This is a genomic window from uncultured Treponema sp. (assembly GCF_934725225.1).
Lineage (GTDB): Bacteria > Spirochaetota > Spirochaetia > Treponematales > Treponemataceae > Treponema_D.
The window spans coordinates 189,680-208,086 of sequence record NZ_CAKVAM010000003.1; the positions used below are offsets into that span (position 1 = coordinate 189,680).

General features: G+C 40.1%; 16 protein-coding genes. 9 read left to right on the forward strand and 7 right to left on the reverse strand.

Features of this window, described 5'->3' with window-relative positions:
* Positions 1-56 precede the first annotated feature (56 nt).
* The 6 genes from Q0H92_RS05815 (at position 57) to Q0H92_RS05840 (ending at position 6,372) form a co-directional block, all read left to right on the forward strand.
* The gene (locus Q0H92_RS05815) at positions 57-1,340 is read left to right on the forward strand and encodes an HD domain-containing protein (protein WP_296012861.1); all 1,284 of its coding nucleotides are present in this window, start codon (positions 57-59) and stop codon (positions 1,338-1,340) included.
* Positions 1,341-1,354: 14 nt separating this feature from the next.
* Complete coding sequence (locus Q0H92_RS05820) at positions 1,355-1,795, forward strand: YkgJ family cysteine cluster protein (protein ID WP_296012863.1); 441 nt, start codon at positions 1,355-1,357, stop codon at positions 1,793-1,795.
* Positions 1,796-1,995: 200 nt separating this feature from the next.
* A complete protein-coding gene (locus tag Q0H92_RS05825) occupies positions 1,996-2,496 on the forward strand; it encodes a carbohydrate binding domain-containing protein (RefSeq protein WP_296012864.1) in 501 nt (166 codons plus the stop codon).
* Between the two features lie 72 nt (positions 2,497-2,568).
* Positions 2,569-3,501, forward strand: coding sequence for a hypothetical protein (locus tag Q0H92_RS05830; protein ID WP_296012866.1), 933 nt, complete (start codon positions 2,569-2,571; stop codon positions 3,499-3,501).
* A gap of 87 nt (positions 3,502-3,588) precedes the next feature.
* Positions 3,589-4,755, forward strand: coding sequence for a glycosyl hydrolase 53 family protein (locus Q0H92_RS05835; protein ID WP_296012867.1), 1,167 nt, complete (start codon positions 3,589-3,591; stop codon positions 4,753-4,755).
* Between the two features lie 858 nt (positions 4,756-5,613).
* Positions 5,614-6,372 (forward strand): DUF4469 domain-containing protein, encoded by a 759-nt coding sequence (locus Q0H92_RS05840; RefSeq protein ID WP_296012869.1) that lies wholly within the window; start codon positions 5,614-5,616, stop codon positions 6,370-6,372.
* A gap of 77 nt (positions 6,373-6,449) precedes the next feature.
* Here the strand turns inward: Q0H92_RS05840 and tkt are convergent, their stop codons facing one another.
* The 3 genes from tkt to Q0H92_RS05855 form a co-directional block, all read right to left on the reverse strand.
* Complete coding sequence (gene tkt / locus Q0H92_RS05845; RefSeq protein WP_296012870.1) at positions 6,450-8,420, reverse strand: transketolase; 1,971 nt, start codon at positions 8,418-8,420, stop codon at positions 6,450-6,452.
* 102 nt (positions 8,421-8,522) lie between these two features.
* Positions 8,523-8,999, reverse strand: a complete 477-nt coding sequence (locus Q0H92_RS05850) for a PTS sugar transporter subunit IIA (protein WP_296012872.1) — start codon at positions 8,997-8,999, stop codon at positions 8,523-8,525.
* A 26-nt stretch (positions 9,000-9,025) separates the two neighbouring features.
* Complete coding sequence (locus tag Q0H92_RS05855; protein WP_296012874.1) at positions 9,026-10,546, reverse strand: hypothetical protein; 1,521 nt, start codon at positions 10,544-10,546, stop codon at positions 9,026-9,028.
* A gap of 161 nt (positions 10,547-10,707) precedes the next feature.
* Here Q0H92_RS05855 and Q0H92_RS05860 point away from each other — a divergent pair, with 161 nt between their 5' ends.
* The gene (locus tag Q0H92_RS05860; RefSeq protein ID WP_296012876.1) at positions 10,708-11,232 is read left to right on the forward strand and encodes a nitroreductase family protein; all 525 of its coding nucleotides are present in this window, start codon (positions 10,708-10,710) and stop codon (positions 11,230-11,232) included.
* A 101-nt stretch (positions 11,233-11,333) separates the two neighbouring features.
* On the opposite strand, the gene ilvB is transcribed toward Q0H92_RS05860, so the two are convergent.
* Positions 11,334-13,070, reverse strand: coding sequence for a biosynthetic-type acetolactate synthase large subunit (ilvB, locus tag Q0H92_RS05865; protein WP_296012878.1), 1,737 nt, complete (start codon positions 13,068-13,070; stop codon positions 11,334-11,336).
* A 154-nt stretch (positions 13,071-13,224) separates the two neighbouring features.
* Here ilvB and Q0H92_RS05870 point away from each other — a divergent pair, with 154 nt between their 5' ends.
* The gene (locus Q0H92_RS05870; protein ID WP_295798710.1) at positions 13,225-13,857 is read left to right on the forward strand and encodes a DUF4912 domain-containing protein; all 633 of its coding nucleotides are present in this window, start codon (positions 13,225-13,227) and stop codon (positions 13,855-13,857) included.
* Between the two features lie 11 nt (positions 13,858-13,868).
* A complete protein-coding gene (locus Q0H92_RS05875) occupies positions 13,869-15,458 on the forward strand; it encodes a 1,4-alpha-glucan branching protein domain-containing protein (protein ID WP_296012880.1) in 1,590 nt (529 codons plus the stop codon).
* A 93-nt stretch (positions 15,459-15,551) separates the two neighbouring features.
* Here the strand turns inward: Q0H92_RS05875 and Q0H92_RS05880 are convergent, their stop codons facing one another.
* From Q0H92_RS05880 to Q0H92_RS05890, 3 genes are read right to left on the reverse strand one after another with little or no spacing between them, the layout of a single operon-like run.
* A complete protein-coding gene (locus Q0H92_RS05880) occupies positions 15,552-16,907 on the reverse strand; it encodes a CotH kinase family protein (RefSeq protein ID WP_296012882.1) in 1,356 nt (451 codons plus the stop codon).
* A gap of 49 nt (positions 16,908-16,956) precedes the next feature.
* On the reverse strand, positions 16,957-17,631 hold the full coding sequence (locus Q0H92_RS05885) for a DUF4956 domain-containing protein (RefSeq protein ID WP_296012883.1): 675 nt from the start codon (positions 17,629-17,631) through the stop codon (positions 16,957-16,959).
* A gap of 48 nt (positions 17,632-17,679) precedes the next feature.
* Positions 17,680-18,393, reverse strand: a complete 714-nt coding sequence (locus tag Q0H92_RS05890; protein ID WP_296012885.1) for a polyphosphate polymerase domain-containing protein — start codon at positions 18,391-18,393, stop codon at positions 17,680-17,682.
* Positions 18,394-18,407: the final 14 nt, after the last annotated feature.

Here is an 18,407-nt window from a genome sequence, read left to right on the forward strand (position 1 = left end):
ATATAAAAAGTCCAGTTTTCTTGTAAAAATCCAAAATAAAATATAAACTTTTTTTTATGAAAGATTCTTTTGCTTCTGTAAAAACTGATGAAAAAAATCCAAAGTGGCAGCAGTGCATAAAACGCGAAAACACACTTTACAACCGCGGAAACGACATAAGATCAGAATTCGAGCGCGACTACACAAGAATTCTTCATTGTGAAGCATACCGCCGCTTAAAGCACAAGACTCAAGTTTTCTATGCTCCACAAAACGATCATATATGCACAAGAATTGAGCATGTAAACCATGTTGCCAGTGTAAGCGCGACAATCGCAAAATACTTGGGACTGAACCAAGAACTGACGGAAGCAATCGCAATCGGACATGATATAGGACACGCTCCGTTTGGACACACAGGAGAAGACATTTTAAATTCCCTCATAAAAAATCAGAAGGAAGGAAAAAACGCTCCAAAGAAATTCTGGCATGAACGCAACAGCCTTTTCTTTGCAGATTTTATAGAAACACTTCAAGACCCAGACGGAATTTCAAAGAACCTAGACTTGACTTATGCAGTGCGCGACGGACTGATTTGCCACTGCGGAGAAATTGACCAGCAGGGACTCAAGCCACGAGAAGAAGCAATCGACTTGTATTCAATAAAGCGGCCGGGAATTGTCCAGCCATTCACTTGGGAAGGATGCATTGTAAAAACAAGCGACAAAATCGCATTTCTTGGCAGAGACATAGAAGACGCAAGAGCCTATCACATTCTTGACATGGCGGCATACAGACAGATGCGCGAAATTGTAGGCGCAACGCTCGGACTTGGGCCAAACAAAAAATATTCCCTGCATACAACAAACGGAGCATTCAGATCAGGCAGAGCCGTAAACACAACAGTTTTAATAAACGACATGATTGTAGACTTGTGCGCGCAAAGTTCCCCGGAAAAAGGAATCTGTTTCAGCGAGCCTTATTTTAAATTCATACATGAACTTAAAAGATTCAGCCTTGCAAACATTTACAACAACTGGCGGCTTTTGGAATTCCAGCGTTATGCTGAAAACGTGCTTTCCTGCATTTACAGAACACTTATGAAAATTCAAGTTTACGCCCAGAACAGACGAGTTGAAAATGTACTGCGCTATTCCCCGGAACTTCAAAAAACTTTTTCAGACTGGCTTGTAAAATACACAAACTATAATCCGCAGAAAAAAGAAATCATGCGTTACAAGACAAAAGAAGTGTTCGACGTGAACGACAACGAAAGCTGGGAAAAATGCATTGTTGAATATATAAGCGGAATGACCGACCAGTACGCAATCAGAGTTTACGAAGAAATAATTTCATTTTAAAATTCAAAGGCAAAATGGCATACACTGAAAACTTAAAATTCAAATGCGCGCAATGCAAAAACTGCTGCTGTCTTGAAGGCGGAGTTGTTCTTTTAAGTAAAGCTGATCTTGAAAAGCTTTGCAAATGGGCTGAACTCACAGAAGAGCAATTCACAAAAGTCTACTGCCGCAAGCTCGAAAATGCCGACGGAAAAATATATTTGTGCCTAAAAGACAAAAATAAAACCGAATGTATTTTCTGGAACAAAGAAAAAGGCTGCGAAGCATACAACGCACGCCCAGTCCAATGCAGAACCTACCCTTTTTGGACAAAAATCCTAGAATCAAAATCTTCTTGGGAAGCTGAAAAAACTTTCTGTCCGGGAATAAATGAGGACAAGGAAGTTCCTCAAGAAGAAGTGTGCGCCCAGTTAAAATTATACGAAGAAAACAAAAAACATCTGATTACAACTTAATTTGACTGTCATTATCGTGCTTAACTAGACAATCTATAAAAATTCACAAAAAAAGTAAAAATTTTTCTTGACAGCGCAGAAAAGTGGATTTACACTTTTTACATCAACACGTGTAAACAAACCGTGCGCAATCACTCAATCAAACTGTTCCCAGCGCACTCACCTCACAAATCCAACTTCATTTTTTTATAGGAGGAAAAATGAAAAAAACACTTACTGCCATTCTGACGCTCTTTTTTGCAGCGGGACTTTCTTTTGGTCAGAATCTTTTAAACGACAGTTCCTTTGAAAGCGGAAACTTAAGCACTTGGAACTTAACAGGCGACAGCGCAGACTGCTATGCAGAAAAAAACAAAGGCAACGCGCACTCAGGCGAATGGAGCTACCATTACTGGAAAAAAACAGCATTCACGGCTTCTCTCGACAAAAAAGTTACAGGACTTTCCAACGGAACTTACAAACTTTCTGTATGGTCAATGGGCGGTGGCGGCGAAAACGCAATCAAACTTTTTGCCCGCAACTTCGACAATTCCGGAAAAGAAATTTCAGCGCAGATAAAAAACACCGGCTGGAAAAAGTGGAAGCAGTATTCAATTGAAATTCCTGTTCAGAACGGAGAAGTTGAAATTGGAATTTTCGTTGACGCGAACAAAGAAAACTGGGGAAATCTTGACGACATAGAGCTTGTAAAGCTTAACTAATTTTTTTAACAAGGAAACAGACTATGAAATTTATAAAGAAAAACATTTTAACTGCGGTATTTTTTTCAGCATTTGCAATTCTTCTGGGGGGGGGCACTTACTTCTTGCAGCAACGGAAGCTCAAGCAGCGATGATGACGATGAAAGCTCATACGGAACAAAAATATACAGCGAAAGCGTAACATTCAATGCGGAAACACCAGCGCAAATAGTTTCAGCTGAAAAACTTGCAGACCTAAGCATAAAATCACTTACAATAAAAGTAATAAACGTAAACTATTCAGGAAGCGATAGCTGGTGGTTCACGGCCTGCTCTGACGTTTCCTGGAGCAATGAAGCAAAACTTGAATGGCAGTCAGGCGAAGGAACAAACTCACTTTACCTTGCAACAATCACAGACGCAGCAGCAATCGCCGCATGCAAAGCAAACGGAATCTACATCGCAGGAACAAACGGTGCGACAGCCAGCGTTTCAGTATTCTATGTTGAAGGCGAAGCAGAGGAATCAAACGCAAGCTCAGGAAGCAACTCTCAAACAGAAAACAGCACAACTTCTAATGAAACTTCTTCCAACGAAAATAAAAACACAGGAACTTCTAACGGAAGCTCTTCCAGTGGAAATGAAAACAATGGAAATTCTGATGGAAACACCTCCAGCGGAAACGAAGACAATGATTCTAGCAGTGAGGAAGAATGGACTCTAATAAAAGAATCAATAGATTACACAGGAAATGGTAGTTTGATTCAAATTATCAAAAACACTGATATAAGCACACAACAAATTTCAAGCCTGAAAATAACATTAACAGACTACACAAAGCAAGATGATGACTGGATAACTGCATCTGCTGATACAGACTGGACAAATAAATATGAAAACATTCAAAACTATCCAGACAATTATGAAATATCAGACACTGATTTTATTTCAGCATTTTTAACTAATGGATTATATATTGGCTCAACAAGCGACTTAACTTGCAAAATCAGTGTTTATTATAAATAATCTGTCATTTCCCCGGCTTGACCGGGGAATCCGTTGAAGCAACTTCAGTTTGAATCTATAATCACAAATACTTTAGAGGTAAAAAAAATGAAGTTCAAAAGCATTTTTTCAGCTTTTATAGCACTGTTTTTATTTTTATCACCAGCCTGCTCAGCTCCCTCCGAAAATTCTGATGAAGAACTCAACCTTGGCGCAGACTTCATGCGCGGATTCGATGCGTCCATGGTTTCGCAGCTCGAAGAATATGGAAGCAGTTTCTACAACGAAAACGGAACAAAAGAAGACATATTTAAAATTTTAAAAGTGCACGGAGTAAACTGGATTCGCCTTAGAATCTGGAATGCGCCACAAGATTCAACACCGGGACAAAACAACTACGAGCGCACACTCGCAATGGCAAAACGTATAAAGCAAAACGGCTTGAACTTTCTTCTTGATTTTCATTATTCAGACAGCTGGGCAGATCCTGCAAAACAAAGTCTTCCAGCCGAATGGGACAACGTTTCAAGCATAGAAGAGCTTTGCGGCAAAGTCAGTGAATATACAAAGAAAATTCTTACAGACTTAAAAAGTGAAGGCTGCACGCCAGACCTTGTTCAGCTTGGAAACGAAATCAATTCTGGAATGTTTCTTACAAAGTCAGACGGAACAACTCCTTCCAGCATTGACTGCTACTCTTGGACAGAGCACACACAAGGAAACAAGAATCTCCTAAAAGTTCTACAGTCCGCATCCAGCGCGGTTTCAGAAATCGATTCCAGCATAAAAAAAATGATTCACCTTGCAAGCAGCAAAGGAGACAATTTTGACTGGTGGTTCAGAAATCTGCAAAACCTAAAAGGCGTAGATTACGACTACATCGGCTTAAGCTACTACCCTTTTGAAGAACACGGAACATTAAAGCAGCTGCGCGAAAACATAGCATACATAAAAAAGACTTACAAAAAGCAAGTCCTAGTTGCTGAAACTTCCTGGGCGTGGTCAATGGAAGCCTACGGAGACAGCACAAACAACATAGTATGGTACGAACCAGCCGGAATCCAAGCTGCAAAAAATCTTGTGGACTCCAAAAGCACACAGCTCAAAAATTTAAAGACACAGACTTACAACGGAAAAAAATGTGTTTCGGCTTCAGTGCAAAACCAAGCGACAGTTGTAAAATCAATAATGGAAGCCACTTCCAACGTAGGAGGCTGCGGAGTCTTCTACTGGGGCGGAGACTGGATTCCAAATTCAAAAATCCAAGACACTTAGGAAAACCAAACGCTCTTCGACCTAAAAGGAAAAGCCCTAGAAAGCCTGAATGTGTTTTTAACAGAATGACATTGTCATTATCTGTCTAACAAGCTCTAAATGTCATTGTCGTACTTGATACGACAATCTCTAATAATTTAATGTAGACTTATCGACATATTATCTTCATTACCAATAGAGTATACGCTCCATAGCTTATAGGCATATCTCTTTCTCAACTTATAATGCACATATTTATACAACTTAACAGCACAACCCTCAGCCAAGTTGTATGTAATACAGTTCATCAGACTATTTTCATAGCTCTTTGTCAGACTATTCATGCAAATCATTACAGCTTATCTATAAGAATGCGTACAGCTTATATGCATCTTCATGGATAAGTTATCCAACAATTTATATACAGCAAGTAGTAAACACTGCGGATAGCCTAGCAATAAAAACAACCATAACCTAAAGCAACCTTGCTCAATAGCTTATAAATTATTTCATCTGCAAATTAGAAAAAAAATAAAAACTTCTATATTTTTATCTAAAAAATCGACAATTTTTTTTAATTTAAGGCAATAACATAGTTATAAATAAAAAATAAATACACAAACAGCATTTTCAAGTTTTTATTGAAAATCTAAAAATAAGGAGGAAAAGAAAATAAAAATAAGAAACGAGACTTTTTAACTGATATTAGGCAGTAAAAAAAGTCTAAAAATTCGGTTGCGGAAAACAGGCTAGAAAAATTCTATACAAAGTAAAGAACTTCCGCAGATTTTTCAAACCACCAAAAGAAAAAAGACGTTGTCTAAAACTTTAGTGGTAAAAACAACAGACAAAGAAAAATAATACAAAGGAGTCAATATTATGATAAATATCGACACAAAACGTAAAACTAACTTCGCTGTAACATTAACACCTTGCTATTTCAGGGAGCATACATACATTGCACGTGTTCCAAGAAAGACGATAACAACAGATCAAATTTTAGACTTAGTTGCAGCTCATAATCAGGGAATTGACCGTTATCAGGTAGGTCATGCCATGGAACTGCTGAAAAAGGAAATTCTTGAACAGGCAGAACTTGGTTTTGCAGTAGACATAATGGAAATCTGCAAGCTTTACATTGCCCCTTGCAATGGAATAAAGTCACTTACACCAGAAGCAGAAATCATAACAGGCTTTGAAGCGCGTTTTTGCGCAAACGAGCAGTTAAACGAAAAACTTAAAACTATAAGTGCATCTGTAACCTCTGTAATAACTCCATCTCCTCAAATTTCACAAATTGAAAATCCTGTAGACGGAACAAAGGACAAGACGCTAAAAGCCACATTCAGTGCACGTCTTATCGGTAAAAAGTTAAAGGTCGGAGGAGCAGAAAGCGGAATATGGTTTGTTCCAGAAACAGAAAATAACGAGCCAACAGAAGATGAATCTACCTGGATAAAAGTTCCAGAAGAATTTATAACAAGGAATACATCTAAAATGCTTGAATTTCATCTTCCTCGTTTGCTTACAGCCGGAAAAAAATACTTTATACAAATCTGCACATCAGAAAGAAGTGGATATGAGCTAAAAACTCCAATAACAGGAATAAGTAAAATTCCTATTACAATAGAAAAATAAAACAAAAAATCCCGAAGCATAGCTGTATTACCATTATGCTTCCGGGATTTTCATTTATAGCTTAGGTTAATAAAAAATTAGCCTTCCAAGACTTTTGCCAAGTCAGCAGAAGTAAACTTGAGATCTTCAGCTACTTTTGCAGCAGGACCAGACTCGCCAAAGTGGTCGATTGTAAACAAGTCCTTTTTGCTTGAAACATATTTTTCCCAGCCAAAACTTACACCGGCTTCTGCAACAACAACACGCTTTGCATTTCCGATTATTTCTTTCTGGAATGATTCATCCTGCTTTTCAAACAAAGTCTTGTCCATAACGGAAACAACACGGATATTTTTGCCAGAAACAAGCTTTGCAGCGTTCAAAGACATTTCAACTTCAGAGCCTGTAGCAAGGATTGTAATATCAGGATTCTTTGTTCCTTCCTGAACTATATATGCGCCTTTTCTTACAGTATTTTTCCAGTCTTTGTCGGCTTTTTCATATACAGCGATTGCCTGTCTTGTAAATGCCATGCAAACCGGATGGTCTGTGCTTTCAAGCGCCATTTCCCATGCAACAGCAGACTCTTCTGCATCGCCCGGACGCAGGAACTGCACATTAGGAATACAGCGCAAAGCCGCATTTGTTTCAACAGGCTGATGTGTAGGGCCGTCCTCACCTACGTAAATTGAATCATGTGTAAAGATATAGATGTTAGGAAGCTTGCTCAAAGCAGCAACACGCAAAGAAGGACGCAGATAGTCGCTGAACACAAGGAATGTAGCCCCGAAAGCTCTAAGACCTCCATGCAAGTTGATTCCGCTCATAACCTGGCTCATCGCAAACTCACGGATTCCATATTCAATTGTGCGGCCTTTTCTGTTTGTCTTGTTATAAACACCGTCATCATCAGCAACTTTTGTCTTGTTAGGTCCCTGCAAGTCAGCAGAACCGCCCACAAGCCATTCATAGCGTTTAGCCATGCAGTTAAGGCTTTTTCCGCTGGCATCACGTGTAGCAAGCTTATCTCCAACCTTGTAAGAAGGGGATTCACACTCGCCTGTTGCCTTGTGATTCCAGTAAGCGTCCCATTTCTTTGCAAGCTCAGGATTCTCATTTGCCCATTCAGCAAATGTCTTGTTCCAGTTTTCTTCAGCTTTTGCCCATTCAGCTCTCTTTTCTTCAAAGTACTTATATGCTTCAGGAGCAACCCAAAACTGCTCATCAGCAGGAATTCCAAGAGCATTTTTTGCAGCCTTGCATCCTTCCTCTCCAAGAGGAGCGCCATGCACATCAGCAGTTCCCTGTTTTGGAGCGCCTTTGCCAATTACAGATTTAAGGATAATTAAAGAAGGCTTTGAAGTATCACGCTTTGCAATCTCAACAAGATCTGCAATTTCACCTATGTTATACATAGAGCCGCGCAAAACCTGCCAGCCGTAAGAAAGATAGCGTTTTTCAATGTCATCTGTGAATGTTATATCAGTGTTTCCATCGATTGAGATTTTATTTTCATCATAGAACACGATAAGCTTTCCAAGACCAAGATTTCCGGCAAGAGAGCTGGCTTCTGATGAAACACCTTCTTCAAGACAGCCTTCGCCAACAAGAGTATAAGTGTAATGGTCAACAATTGTATGCTTTGGAGTATTAAAGCGGGCGGCAAGCATTGTCTCTGCAATTGCCATTCCAACTGCGGCGGCAATCCCCTGTCCAAGCGGGCCAGATGTGCATTCAACACCATCTGTTTCGCCGTATTCAGGATGTCCCGGGCATTTTGAGCCAATCTGACGGAATGACTTTATATCATCAAGCGAAACTTTATATCCTGAAAGGTGAAGAATTGAATAAAGCAACATCGAGCCGTGTCCGGCAGAAAGAACAAAGCGGTCCCTGTCCACCCATTTTGAATCAGCAGGATTATGCTTTAAAAGCTCACCGTAAAGAACAGCAGCGACTTCCGCAGCGCCAAGAGGAAGTCCTGGATGACCTGAATTTGCCTTCTGGATTGCATCCATAGAAAGGCTTCTGATTGACAAAGCGACAGCTTCGATAGCTTTTGTGTCCATAGTTGTTACACTCCACTAAAATTAAGGAAAATTTTAGTGGTATTCTACAACTAAGCGTCTGTTTTTTCAATCATCTAAAGGTTAAAAAACAAATGGTACTTACTACAAGAGTTCTGGACGTGAAATTCTTCTCAGCAAGTCTAAAAGCTCGCCTTTTGAAGGGCAAGCCTGAATTCCCTTGCGGAATTTTTCATTCTTAAACAAAGTCGCCAAGGCAGACAGAACTTTTATATGGAACTGCGCAGAATCAGAAAGAATAATAAACATGACGTAAACTTTCTTTACATCAGGAGCTTGCATATCAAGAGGCTCACGTAAATACGCAACAACAATCTTGCTTTCAGAGCTGTTTTTTACAAGTGGATAGCGTGGATGCGGAATTGCAATTCCATTTCCAACAGCCGTGCTAAGAACTTTTTCACGCTCAACAAGTTCTTTTTGAAGCTGGTGCGCAGTAAGACCAGAAGGCACAACAATACGGTCGCATATATATTCAAAGATTTTTGCACAGGAATTTCCCGGCACATTCTCTAAAACTTCTCCACGCTCAAAAAGAAGATCAATATCAAAATCTTCCATAATAGAACACTCCTCATAACCCGCTTTTACTTTTTCTTAAAAGAACTGATTCTGCCTGCAACGCATGAACCGCCCTTTATAACCTTGAACTGGCTTTGTTTTTCCTTTGCAAGAGAAGACTCAAGAATTCCCTTTATATCCTCAAAGTTCCATTCCATTCCGTCCAATGAAAGAAGCAACGCATCCGCAGTTTCTTCCGCAGTCGGATCGGAAGCTATGGTTTCAAGCATACGCAGGATATGTCCATGAAGCTGAGCCAAAACCACAACTTCCTGGCTTGGAAGGTTCAGAATCAATTCACCAAGGAAATCAATTTTCCTCACTAGAGAGGAAACATTTCCATAAAGTTCCAGTGTCTTTTTTCTGACCGCTCCAAGAGTCTGATCTGCAAACCAGTTGTAATCTTTTTGAAGAATAGCATATCTTTCTTTAAGCGACAAGATAATTTTTTGAAGCTGAATATCGTCAAGAGAAAAGTCATCCCGGCAGATAAAATCCAGCGCATACTTTACATAATCTGTTTTTTTCTGATAAAGAGCATCAAGCATAATCTGGTCATAAACAAATTCTGGAATAGAGTTAAGCGTATATTCCGCAAACGTAATATTCTTTTTTAGCTCATTGTTTAAAACTGCAAGCGTAGAATTCCATTTTCCGAATGCCGGAACTTCTTCACCTTTTCGCCATAGCCTTGTTTCAACCCCATAATGCTCAAAAGCAATCTTGTTTGTATGTTTAAATAAAAGCTCCTCCGTTGAGCCGCAGTAAGGAACACACAGAGTGCTTCTATTTTCAAAAAAAACTGTAACAAGCTGCTCTTCTATAGAGGTCATTGGTCCGCGCTTTTCAAAGCAGTCAAGAAGTCTTTTTTCAAGCTCCGCAAACCACTCAATCCGCTTTTCTCCAATTTCGCCCTTATCGAATCTAGTTTCATCGCTATGCAGAATCATCATATTAAGCTTGCCTGCATTCCAGTCAGTAACACAGCAAAGGATTCTGTCGCCTTTTTTATATCCGTATTTTTCTGCAAGATAGTCCAAGTCAAGCCCCGTAAGCTTAACTGTATTTGAAAGCTCAAAGTCACGTGAAACCAAATCTAAGTCTTTATTCGCAGGGTCAGCAGCTATATATTGGGGAGCATATTCTTCGCCATAAAGCATGAACATATCTATAGCATCGTCGCTGTCAAAAACACCAACCTTGGAAGGAACTTTTTTTCCCTTTACATAAAACCTAAGCGTTGAAGAAATTCTATCTGTCTCCACAAAAGGCATACATCTGTCGCCCGGAACAAAAACTCCCTGCTCTGCCTCTTTAGCTGTAGGAAGTATGCTGAAAATCTCACCAGTAAAAGCTCCTGCGTGAGTAACAAACCTTCCGTCTTCAAGCTCAAGAACATTAGGACTTGAACAAAGAAAATCCACTGCGTCTTCCAGCGAAGCAGAAAAGCCAAGGGTGTTCAAGACTTTTCTCATATCCTTTGCGGTGAAAGGCTTTGTATAAGTCCTCAAAAATTTTTCCGCTAATTCTTCTCTTGAAAATCCCATGCTATCAATATTAATACTTTTTCACATAAATAAAAAGATTTTAGAAAAAAAATTGAAAATAATAAGCAATAAGTTTAATATATTTTTATAGACAGTCTGAAGTTCGACTTTTTTAAATCAATGTCATTATCGGGCTTGACCCGATAATCTTAGGAGGAAAAATGGATTTCATTGAGCTTTCAAAAAAAAGGTATTCTGTAAGGAAATTTTCAAGCCAGAAGGTTGAAAATGAAAAACTTGCCAAAATCCTTGAGGCAGGGCGGCTAGCTCCAACAGCGAAAAACAGCCAGTCGCACAAAATATTCATCATAAAAAGCAAGGACGCACTAGAGAAAATTTATAGCGCAACTCCAATGTCTTATCATGCGCCTATTGTGCTTATGGTTTGCTATGACAAAAAAATAAGCTACAAGAACACTTCGGACACTCATTATCCAGACTATGACGGCGGAGAAGCTGACGCAGCCATAGTAACAACCGCAATGATGATGGAAGCCACAGAGCTGGGACTAGGAACTTTATGGGCAAGAGGATATGACAGCCAGAAAATCTATGACGCTTTTCCGCAGATAAAAGACCTTGAGCTTGTATGCCTGCTGGACATTGGCTATCCGGCGGAAGACTCTTCCCCAAGTGAAAGGCACTTTATGAGAAAAGAACTTTCAGAAACCACAGTAGAACTTTAAGGCAAGAGCCTGCATTCTTATCACGCAAAACAGCAATTTTACATTCCTATGCAATAAGCAAGCGACAATAAAAACTTAAAGCATGGGAATGTAAAGCCCTTTTAGTTTCTTATTGCGTCAATATTGGCACTTCCTGCCTTTACAAACGGAAGAACATTTTCATCTCTTTCGATTCTAAGTCTCACAAATCTAGGTCCTTTTGAAAATGCTTTTTCAGCCCATAAAGAGTCTGCATTTGCATCAATAGATTCAATTCCAAATCCTTCTGCAATTTTCAGCAAATCAGGATTTTTTATAAACTCACTTGCACTGTAGTTCTTTTCAAAAAGATATTCCTGCTGCTGATGAACCATTCCAAGAACACCGTTTTCAAGAACAATAACTGTAACATTTAAATTAAGCTCGCTCAAAGTTGCAAGTTCCTGAAGATTCATAAGAATGCTTCCGTCTCCAGAAATACACACAATCTTCTTTTCAGGATTTGCAATAGCAGCTCCAATGGCAGCAGGCAAACCAAAGCCCATAGTTCCCAAAGAGCCGCTTGTTAAGAACTGGCGAGGATATTCCACAGGATAATACTGAGCCGCCCACATCTGGTGCTGTCCTACATCTGTTGTAACAATTATATCATTTGAAGAAAGCCCCGCTTTTTTTGCATTCAAAGGAATTTCATTTATAAACTTACGAGGATTTACTGAATCTGTTTTTTTTCCACGGCCAAGCTCAAAGCTTTCTGTCTGCTCAAAAACAGAGCAAAGGGATTCCAGCCAAGTCTTTCTTTGGGCGGCAAATTTTTTATCATCAGATTCTTTTATTTTTGAAACAAGAAGAGGAAGAGCTGCTTCCACATCGCAGACTAAAGAACAGCTTGAAGGAAGGATTTTGTTTATTTCAGCAGCGTCAATATCTATATGTAGGATTTTTGCTTCCGGACAGAATTTTGCAATCGCGCCTGTTGCCCTGTCGTCAAAGCGCACTCCCATTGCAAGAACTACATCAGCGTCATGCATTGCCTTGTTCGCCGCATAAGAGCCGTGCATTCCGACCATGCCAAGATTATTTTTTATGCTCTTAGGCAGTGAGCCTATTCCCATAAGACTTGTTACTGCCGCAGCGTCAAAATACTCAAGAAGTGTTTTTATAGCAAATGAAGCCACAGGTGAATTGCATCCGCCTCCAATATAAAGCACTGGACGTTCAGCAGACAAAAGAGCCTGCGACATTTCTTCAACAACACAAGGAATTTTGTCTTCTGGAGTAGAAAACTTTCTTGCAAAAACAGATTTCTTTACTTCCTCAGCAGAGCGGATTTTAGGCCATTCCTCAAATTCTGCAAATCCAATCTGAACATCGCGCGGAACATCTACAAGAACAGGTCCCGGTCGTCCGCTAGAAGCAATTTCAAACGCAAGAGGAATTGCTGTCAGAAGTTCTGAAACAGACTTTACCATCATGCTGTGCTTTGTAATAGGAAAAGAAAGCCCGAATGTATCAGCTTCCTGAAAAGCATCCGTTCCAATCAAAGATGTATTAACCTGACCTGTAATTGCTACAATTGGAATTGAATCGCATCTTGCGTCCGCAATGGCAGTAAGAAGATTCATTGCGCCAGGTCCGGAAGTCGCCATGCAAACAGCAGGAATTCCTGTTGAACGCGACATTCCTTGAGCAATAAAGCCAGCCGCCTGCTCATGGCGCACTAAAATATGCTTTATAGAAGATTTATTCAATTCATCGTACAAGGGAAGAATCTGACCGCCTGGAATTCCAGCGACATACTTAACGCCTTCCATTTCAAGAAGCTTTAAAATAATCTGTGAACCTGTAGCTTTTATCATTCCGTCATTCTATAAAAAAAGACATCTGTTTTCAACAACAACTTTTATTGCCATCATCCAGTAAATGAAGATTGGAATTTACATTGACAAAAGTTTTTTTTTTAGCGATTATTAGCAAGTTATGAAATTTGCATCCCGACAGCAGCTAGAGGCAATGTCAACATCACAGCTTATAGCCTTTGCTGATAAATATGGAATAGATATTCCAGGCGATCTTGACCGCCGTTTTATAATTGGAGAGCTTTTGGAGGCGGAAGAAGAGTTTGATTCGGCAGAAAAAAAGCCGGAAGTTCAAATTTCAGACGAAGACGAGCCAGTTCCAGACACGCTTCCAAAAACATACAACAATACTTGCATAGACGCAGTTATCAGAAATCCAGCATGGCTTTTTGTGTTCTGGGATATAAAAGAATCTGACATTTCCACGCTGTCGCAGGACTTTTCATTTGAAAGCGCGTTTCTCCATATTTCGTTTTTTGACTCTGCTGAATCAGAAAAATCAGACGATTCATTTGATGTAAAGATTCCGCTTGAGCCGAACGAGCAGTACATTATGATTCCCGGCGGAAAAAAGTTTGCAAGAATAGACTTAGCTGCTTCTTTCAGCGGAAAAAATGCAGAAATTCTTGCTTCAACAAGAATGATTGAAATTCCAGAGGAAAGCAAGAAAATCCTTGAAATGCAGCCGGGTAAAAAACTTGACTTTCCGCCGCTTGTTCAGCTTTCAGGAATAAAAAAGATTCTGCATGACAACTTTCTGAACCATAGACAGTCATTTTCAAACTAAAGGAATTAATAATGTCTGAAAAAAAACTTGTTTTAATAATAGAAGCAAACCAAGGCTATATTCCGCAGACCGAAGACAAAGAAGGTTTTCAGGTTCAAAACAGCCTGCTTTTTTCCGCAATAACAGAAACTTACATTCCGCTTTTGAATATGTTCTGCCAGCTTGAAAAAGAAAACATTCCGTTCAAGCTCGGACTTGTAATTTCACCGTCAATTTGCGCGCTTCTTTCTGATTCAAGAATTCAAGATAAATATATAGAATACCTTGATGAACTGATTAAACTTGGGAATGCGGAAGTTTTAAGATGCAAAGATTCCGACTGCCTTGAACAAGCAAAAACCTGCCTTGAATCCATAGAAAAAACAAAGTTTGACTTTACAGAAACTTATGGAAAAAATCTTCTTGGAAAAATAAGATACTTTGAAAAGCTTGGCATTCTTGAGCTTATTCCAACTGCCGCGACATTTTCGTATCTTCCGCACTATAGCGACTATCCAGAAGCCATAAATGCTCAAATTGAAACAGGTCTTTATTCACAGAGAAATTTTTTTGGCGATACTGGAGACGGATTCTGGCTTCCATATATGGGCTGGAACAAAAGTCTTGAAAGACCGCTTCGCTCTTACGGAATAAACTATACCATTCTTGACGCAAGAGCAATCCTGTTTTCTGAGCAATGCCCGCAGGAAGGAATATTTTCACCTGTCAGAACAAAAAACTCGCTTGTAATTTTCGGAAGCGATCCTGATACTCCGCAGGACATAGCAGGTGAAGACGGATTTCTTGAAAATGAAGCATACCGCTCTCAAATCCGCGATATAGGATTCGACCTTGAACAGGAAAAACTCGGAGATTTCTTTGGAAAAACTGACGCAAGAATTCCAACTGGATTTAAATACTGGAGCAATGAAAGCGAAGATGACGACCTTGTTCCTTATAATTCCGCAGAAGCAAAAAAGCAGATTATAGAAGATGCCCTTAGCTTTTACACTTCCAAGGCTGAAAAACTTGAGCAAGCGGTGAACATAATGGAAGAAAAGGACGCAGTTCTAGTATGCACAATTCCAGCTGAATTTCTTGGGCAGAAATGGCATGAAGGCGTTGAATGGCTTGAAAATGTAATAAGATGCCGCGCAAGCAAAAGAGGATTTGAATTTGAGCTTTGTAAAAACCTCTTGGACAAGCAGTTTTCTTTGCCTAAAATTGAACCTTACCAGTGCTCGGCAAACGGTTTGGGATATGGAGAAGACCTTTTGGACAATTCAAACAGCTGGATGATACGCTACACACGAAAAGCAACCCAGCGCATAATAGACCTTGCAGAAAGATTTCCTTCTGAAACTTCACTTAAAGAACGACTTTTGAACATGGCGGCAAAACAAGTGCTTTTAGCTCAAAGCGGAGACTGGCCGGCAATGATTCACGACGGAAAAACACCGGGCTATATAGAAGAACTTTTCAAAGATGAAATTCTTTCTTTCACGCGAGTGTTTGACTCATTGGCAAGCAACACTGTAAGCACAGAATGGCTTACTTCGTGCGAAAGAAAAAACACAATATTTCCGTGGCTAAACTACAGAATTTTCAGCAAAAAGAAATAGCAAATAATATACTGGATGAAGTTGATTTTTAAGAAAATGTATTTTGAGTTATTTCTATGCGGTGCAAAGCAACAAAAAAACTCAAAATTTAATCTATTCCATAAAAATCATATCCAGCCATTCAATGCGCTTCTCGCACCAGTCCACAAGAAACTCAACCTCGCTCCTGTAAGTTTTTCTTGAGCGATAGCCGGGCGCGCGTGGCCAGTTTGCGCTTCCAATTATGTGCCAAACAGAGTCATTGAGTTTTGCAGACTCATCTAAAACCCTGCCCTGCTTGCGAATCCATTCAATAGATTTCTTTAACGGCTCTCTTGTTTCAGCCCAGCGTTTCTTTACAAGAGACACAAACTCATCATCGCCGAACATACGGTTGTACCAACTGCTTTGATTGATTAAAAATCCTTCATAGTCTTTTGCCGCGGAAGAATTCTTTAACGGATCAAAAAAATTGAACATCTGAATCCAAGCATTGTTGCTTAAGAGAGAACCATAGCTTCCTGGAGTAGTTGAGCTTTTTGAAGTGTTTCCGAATCCGATGTCGTGGTCCCATGCAGGTCCCATATAAAGTTTTCCAGTGCCATAGTCATAGTTCATAAAGACCGAGTTGTAAAAATTCGCGTCGTAATTCTTGGAGAATTCCGCAAGCAAATACCAGTCCACAAAAGAGTCCATGTCAAAATATTTCTTGTATCCATCAGCTTCATTCCAACCATCTGAATAAAGAAGCTTTTCAAGCGACTCAATTTTTGCCGCCCATTTCTTGTAGTTTTCTAAAGTTGACTTTGGTGAACGGATATTAAAGTGCAGTCTTGAATCCGTAGAAAAACTGTACGGCCGTCCATCGTGGCTGTCGATTTCAGCAAGAAAGCCTTCGCCTTCAAATTGCACACGATTTTCTACAACTTCAACTTTTTCTGTTATTCCATAAAGTCCGCGATATTTTCCATTTATGAAAAGCGTTACATAACGAGACTCAGGATTCCACTTCATCTTGTTCCAAACATTGTGAGTAAGATATTCGGCATAGTAATTTCTGAGCATTGAACGGTCGCAGGCGTTTGCCATCAAAATCCATTTGCGTGCGCCTTTCATTCCAAGAATACTCGCTGGACTTTCAAGTTTTAAAAGGTAAGGCTTTTTCTGTGTGAAAGTTGTTTTCCAAGTGGAATTTCCATGTCCGCGGATTTTGCAGCTACCTGAAATCTTTTCATGCTCAGACAAATTTCCAAGCGTAAAAGTAGCTTTTACATATTTTTCCTTGCTTTTTATTTCCTTAAGTTTGTCTGTGGAAATTTCAAGAATCGGAAACCCGAGTTTTTCACATTCAGAAAGTGTAATTTTTCTGTCAGAAGAAATAAGAAATGCAAAAAGAGCTCCAAACGCAAGCAAGAAGAGCGAAAGACCAAAAGCATACGAATATCTTCTTATTCCGTGAATAATTTTCATTTTCCGCTCTTCCTAGTTAAAACATTGCAATAAAAGTACAAAACTGAATCTAGTATGTAACTTCGCCGTCGTGTGCGAGGATTGTCGAAGAGGAAACATTTTCCGTGCCCGCAACTTTCTGCAACAGCGCGGAATCGTCTTTCGAGCGGATTTCAACAACGAGATTCACTTTTCCGTTTGAAAGCGCGCGGCTTTTCACAGTGTAGTATTTGCAGAATTCCTTAACAATCGCCATGATTTTCTCTTCAAGCTCGTAGCCGCTTCCGCTAACCATCAGGATTTTCGGAGCTTTCGCCACAGGAATCCGGTCAAAAACAAAAAGCGCGACAGTCAGAATGAACGCAAGAACGCAGGAAATCTGGGCAAGACCAGCTCCGCAGATAATTCCGGTTGAAATTGCCCAGAAAAGGAAAACCAAATCCATCGGGTCTTTAATCGCAGTCCTGAAACGCACGATAGAAAGCGCACCGACCATACCAAGCGAAATCACAACGCTCGACTGTATCGTAAGAATAACGCCGGCTGTAATCAGAACAAGGGCCGGAAGCGCGATGTTGAACGACTTCGAGTAAAAAGTCCTTCTCGTCAAAAGCCTGTACGCAAAGAAAATGTAAAGCGCGAAAAACGCCGCAATCAAAAACACAACGATGATGTTCTCAGGCGTCGCGTCGTATCTCGTGAATCCCTGAATAAACGACTTCTTAAAAATATCCTTGAATCCCATAAAAACTCCTTTTTGCTTTCTATAAATAATTAAATAAAGTGTTGCACCTTAAGCTCTGAATCCGCAGCGAAGCCCCTGAATGTCGAACTTTCTGCAGATGTAATATTTTGAGAACGAAGTCCACTGCAGCGCGCTTGTTTGGAGAGCCTCGTTTATAAAATCCGGCAGAAGCTCGTCATACTTCACCTCAATCATATTTGTTCCAAACGGAAAAACCGAGCGGAATGCCGCATCCTCGTTAAAAAAATCCCCGATATTGCTTGAAGAGCGAAGATTCCTGTCAAAAGTGATTCTCACATTTCCGTCGTCATAAGTGAAAGGAACTCGCTCGTAGGCGACAATCTCAACCGGGCGGAGCGCGCGGAACTGCATCTGGCAAATCAGCTTTTTCAAGAGATAAGGCGTCTCGCCCGTAAAGTCAGGGATTTTTCCCGCCATAATCTCCTCGAGCGTCTCAAGCTTAACCGGGCAGGAAGTCTTCAGACACATTCCGTTTTCCTTTCTCTTCAGTTCAAGCGAAATTCTATTTTTCTGGCAGTTGTAGATTCTGATTCTGAATTTCTCGCGCGGGTCTGTGCCGTTCTCGTTTTCAAGATAGCACGTGTTGAAGATGTCGTCGAAATAAATGCTTCTGATTGCGTACTCGCCCTTCTCGCCGGCGTTCTTGTCGCGCGGAAGAATCGCGTCCAGCCGCTGCTCAATCGCAGAAAGCGTGATTTCAGGAGAAAGATACTTGAACTCGTGGCGGTATTTTGCGCTCATCTAAAACCTTTTTT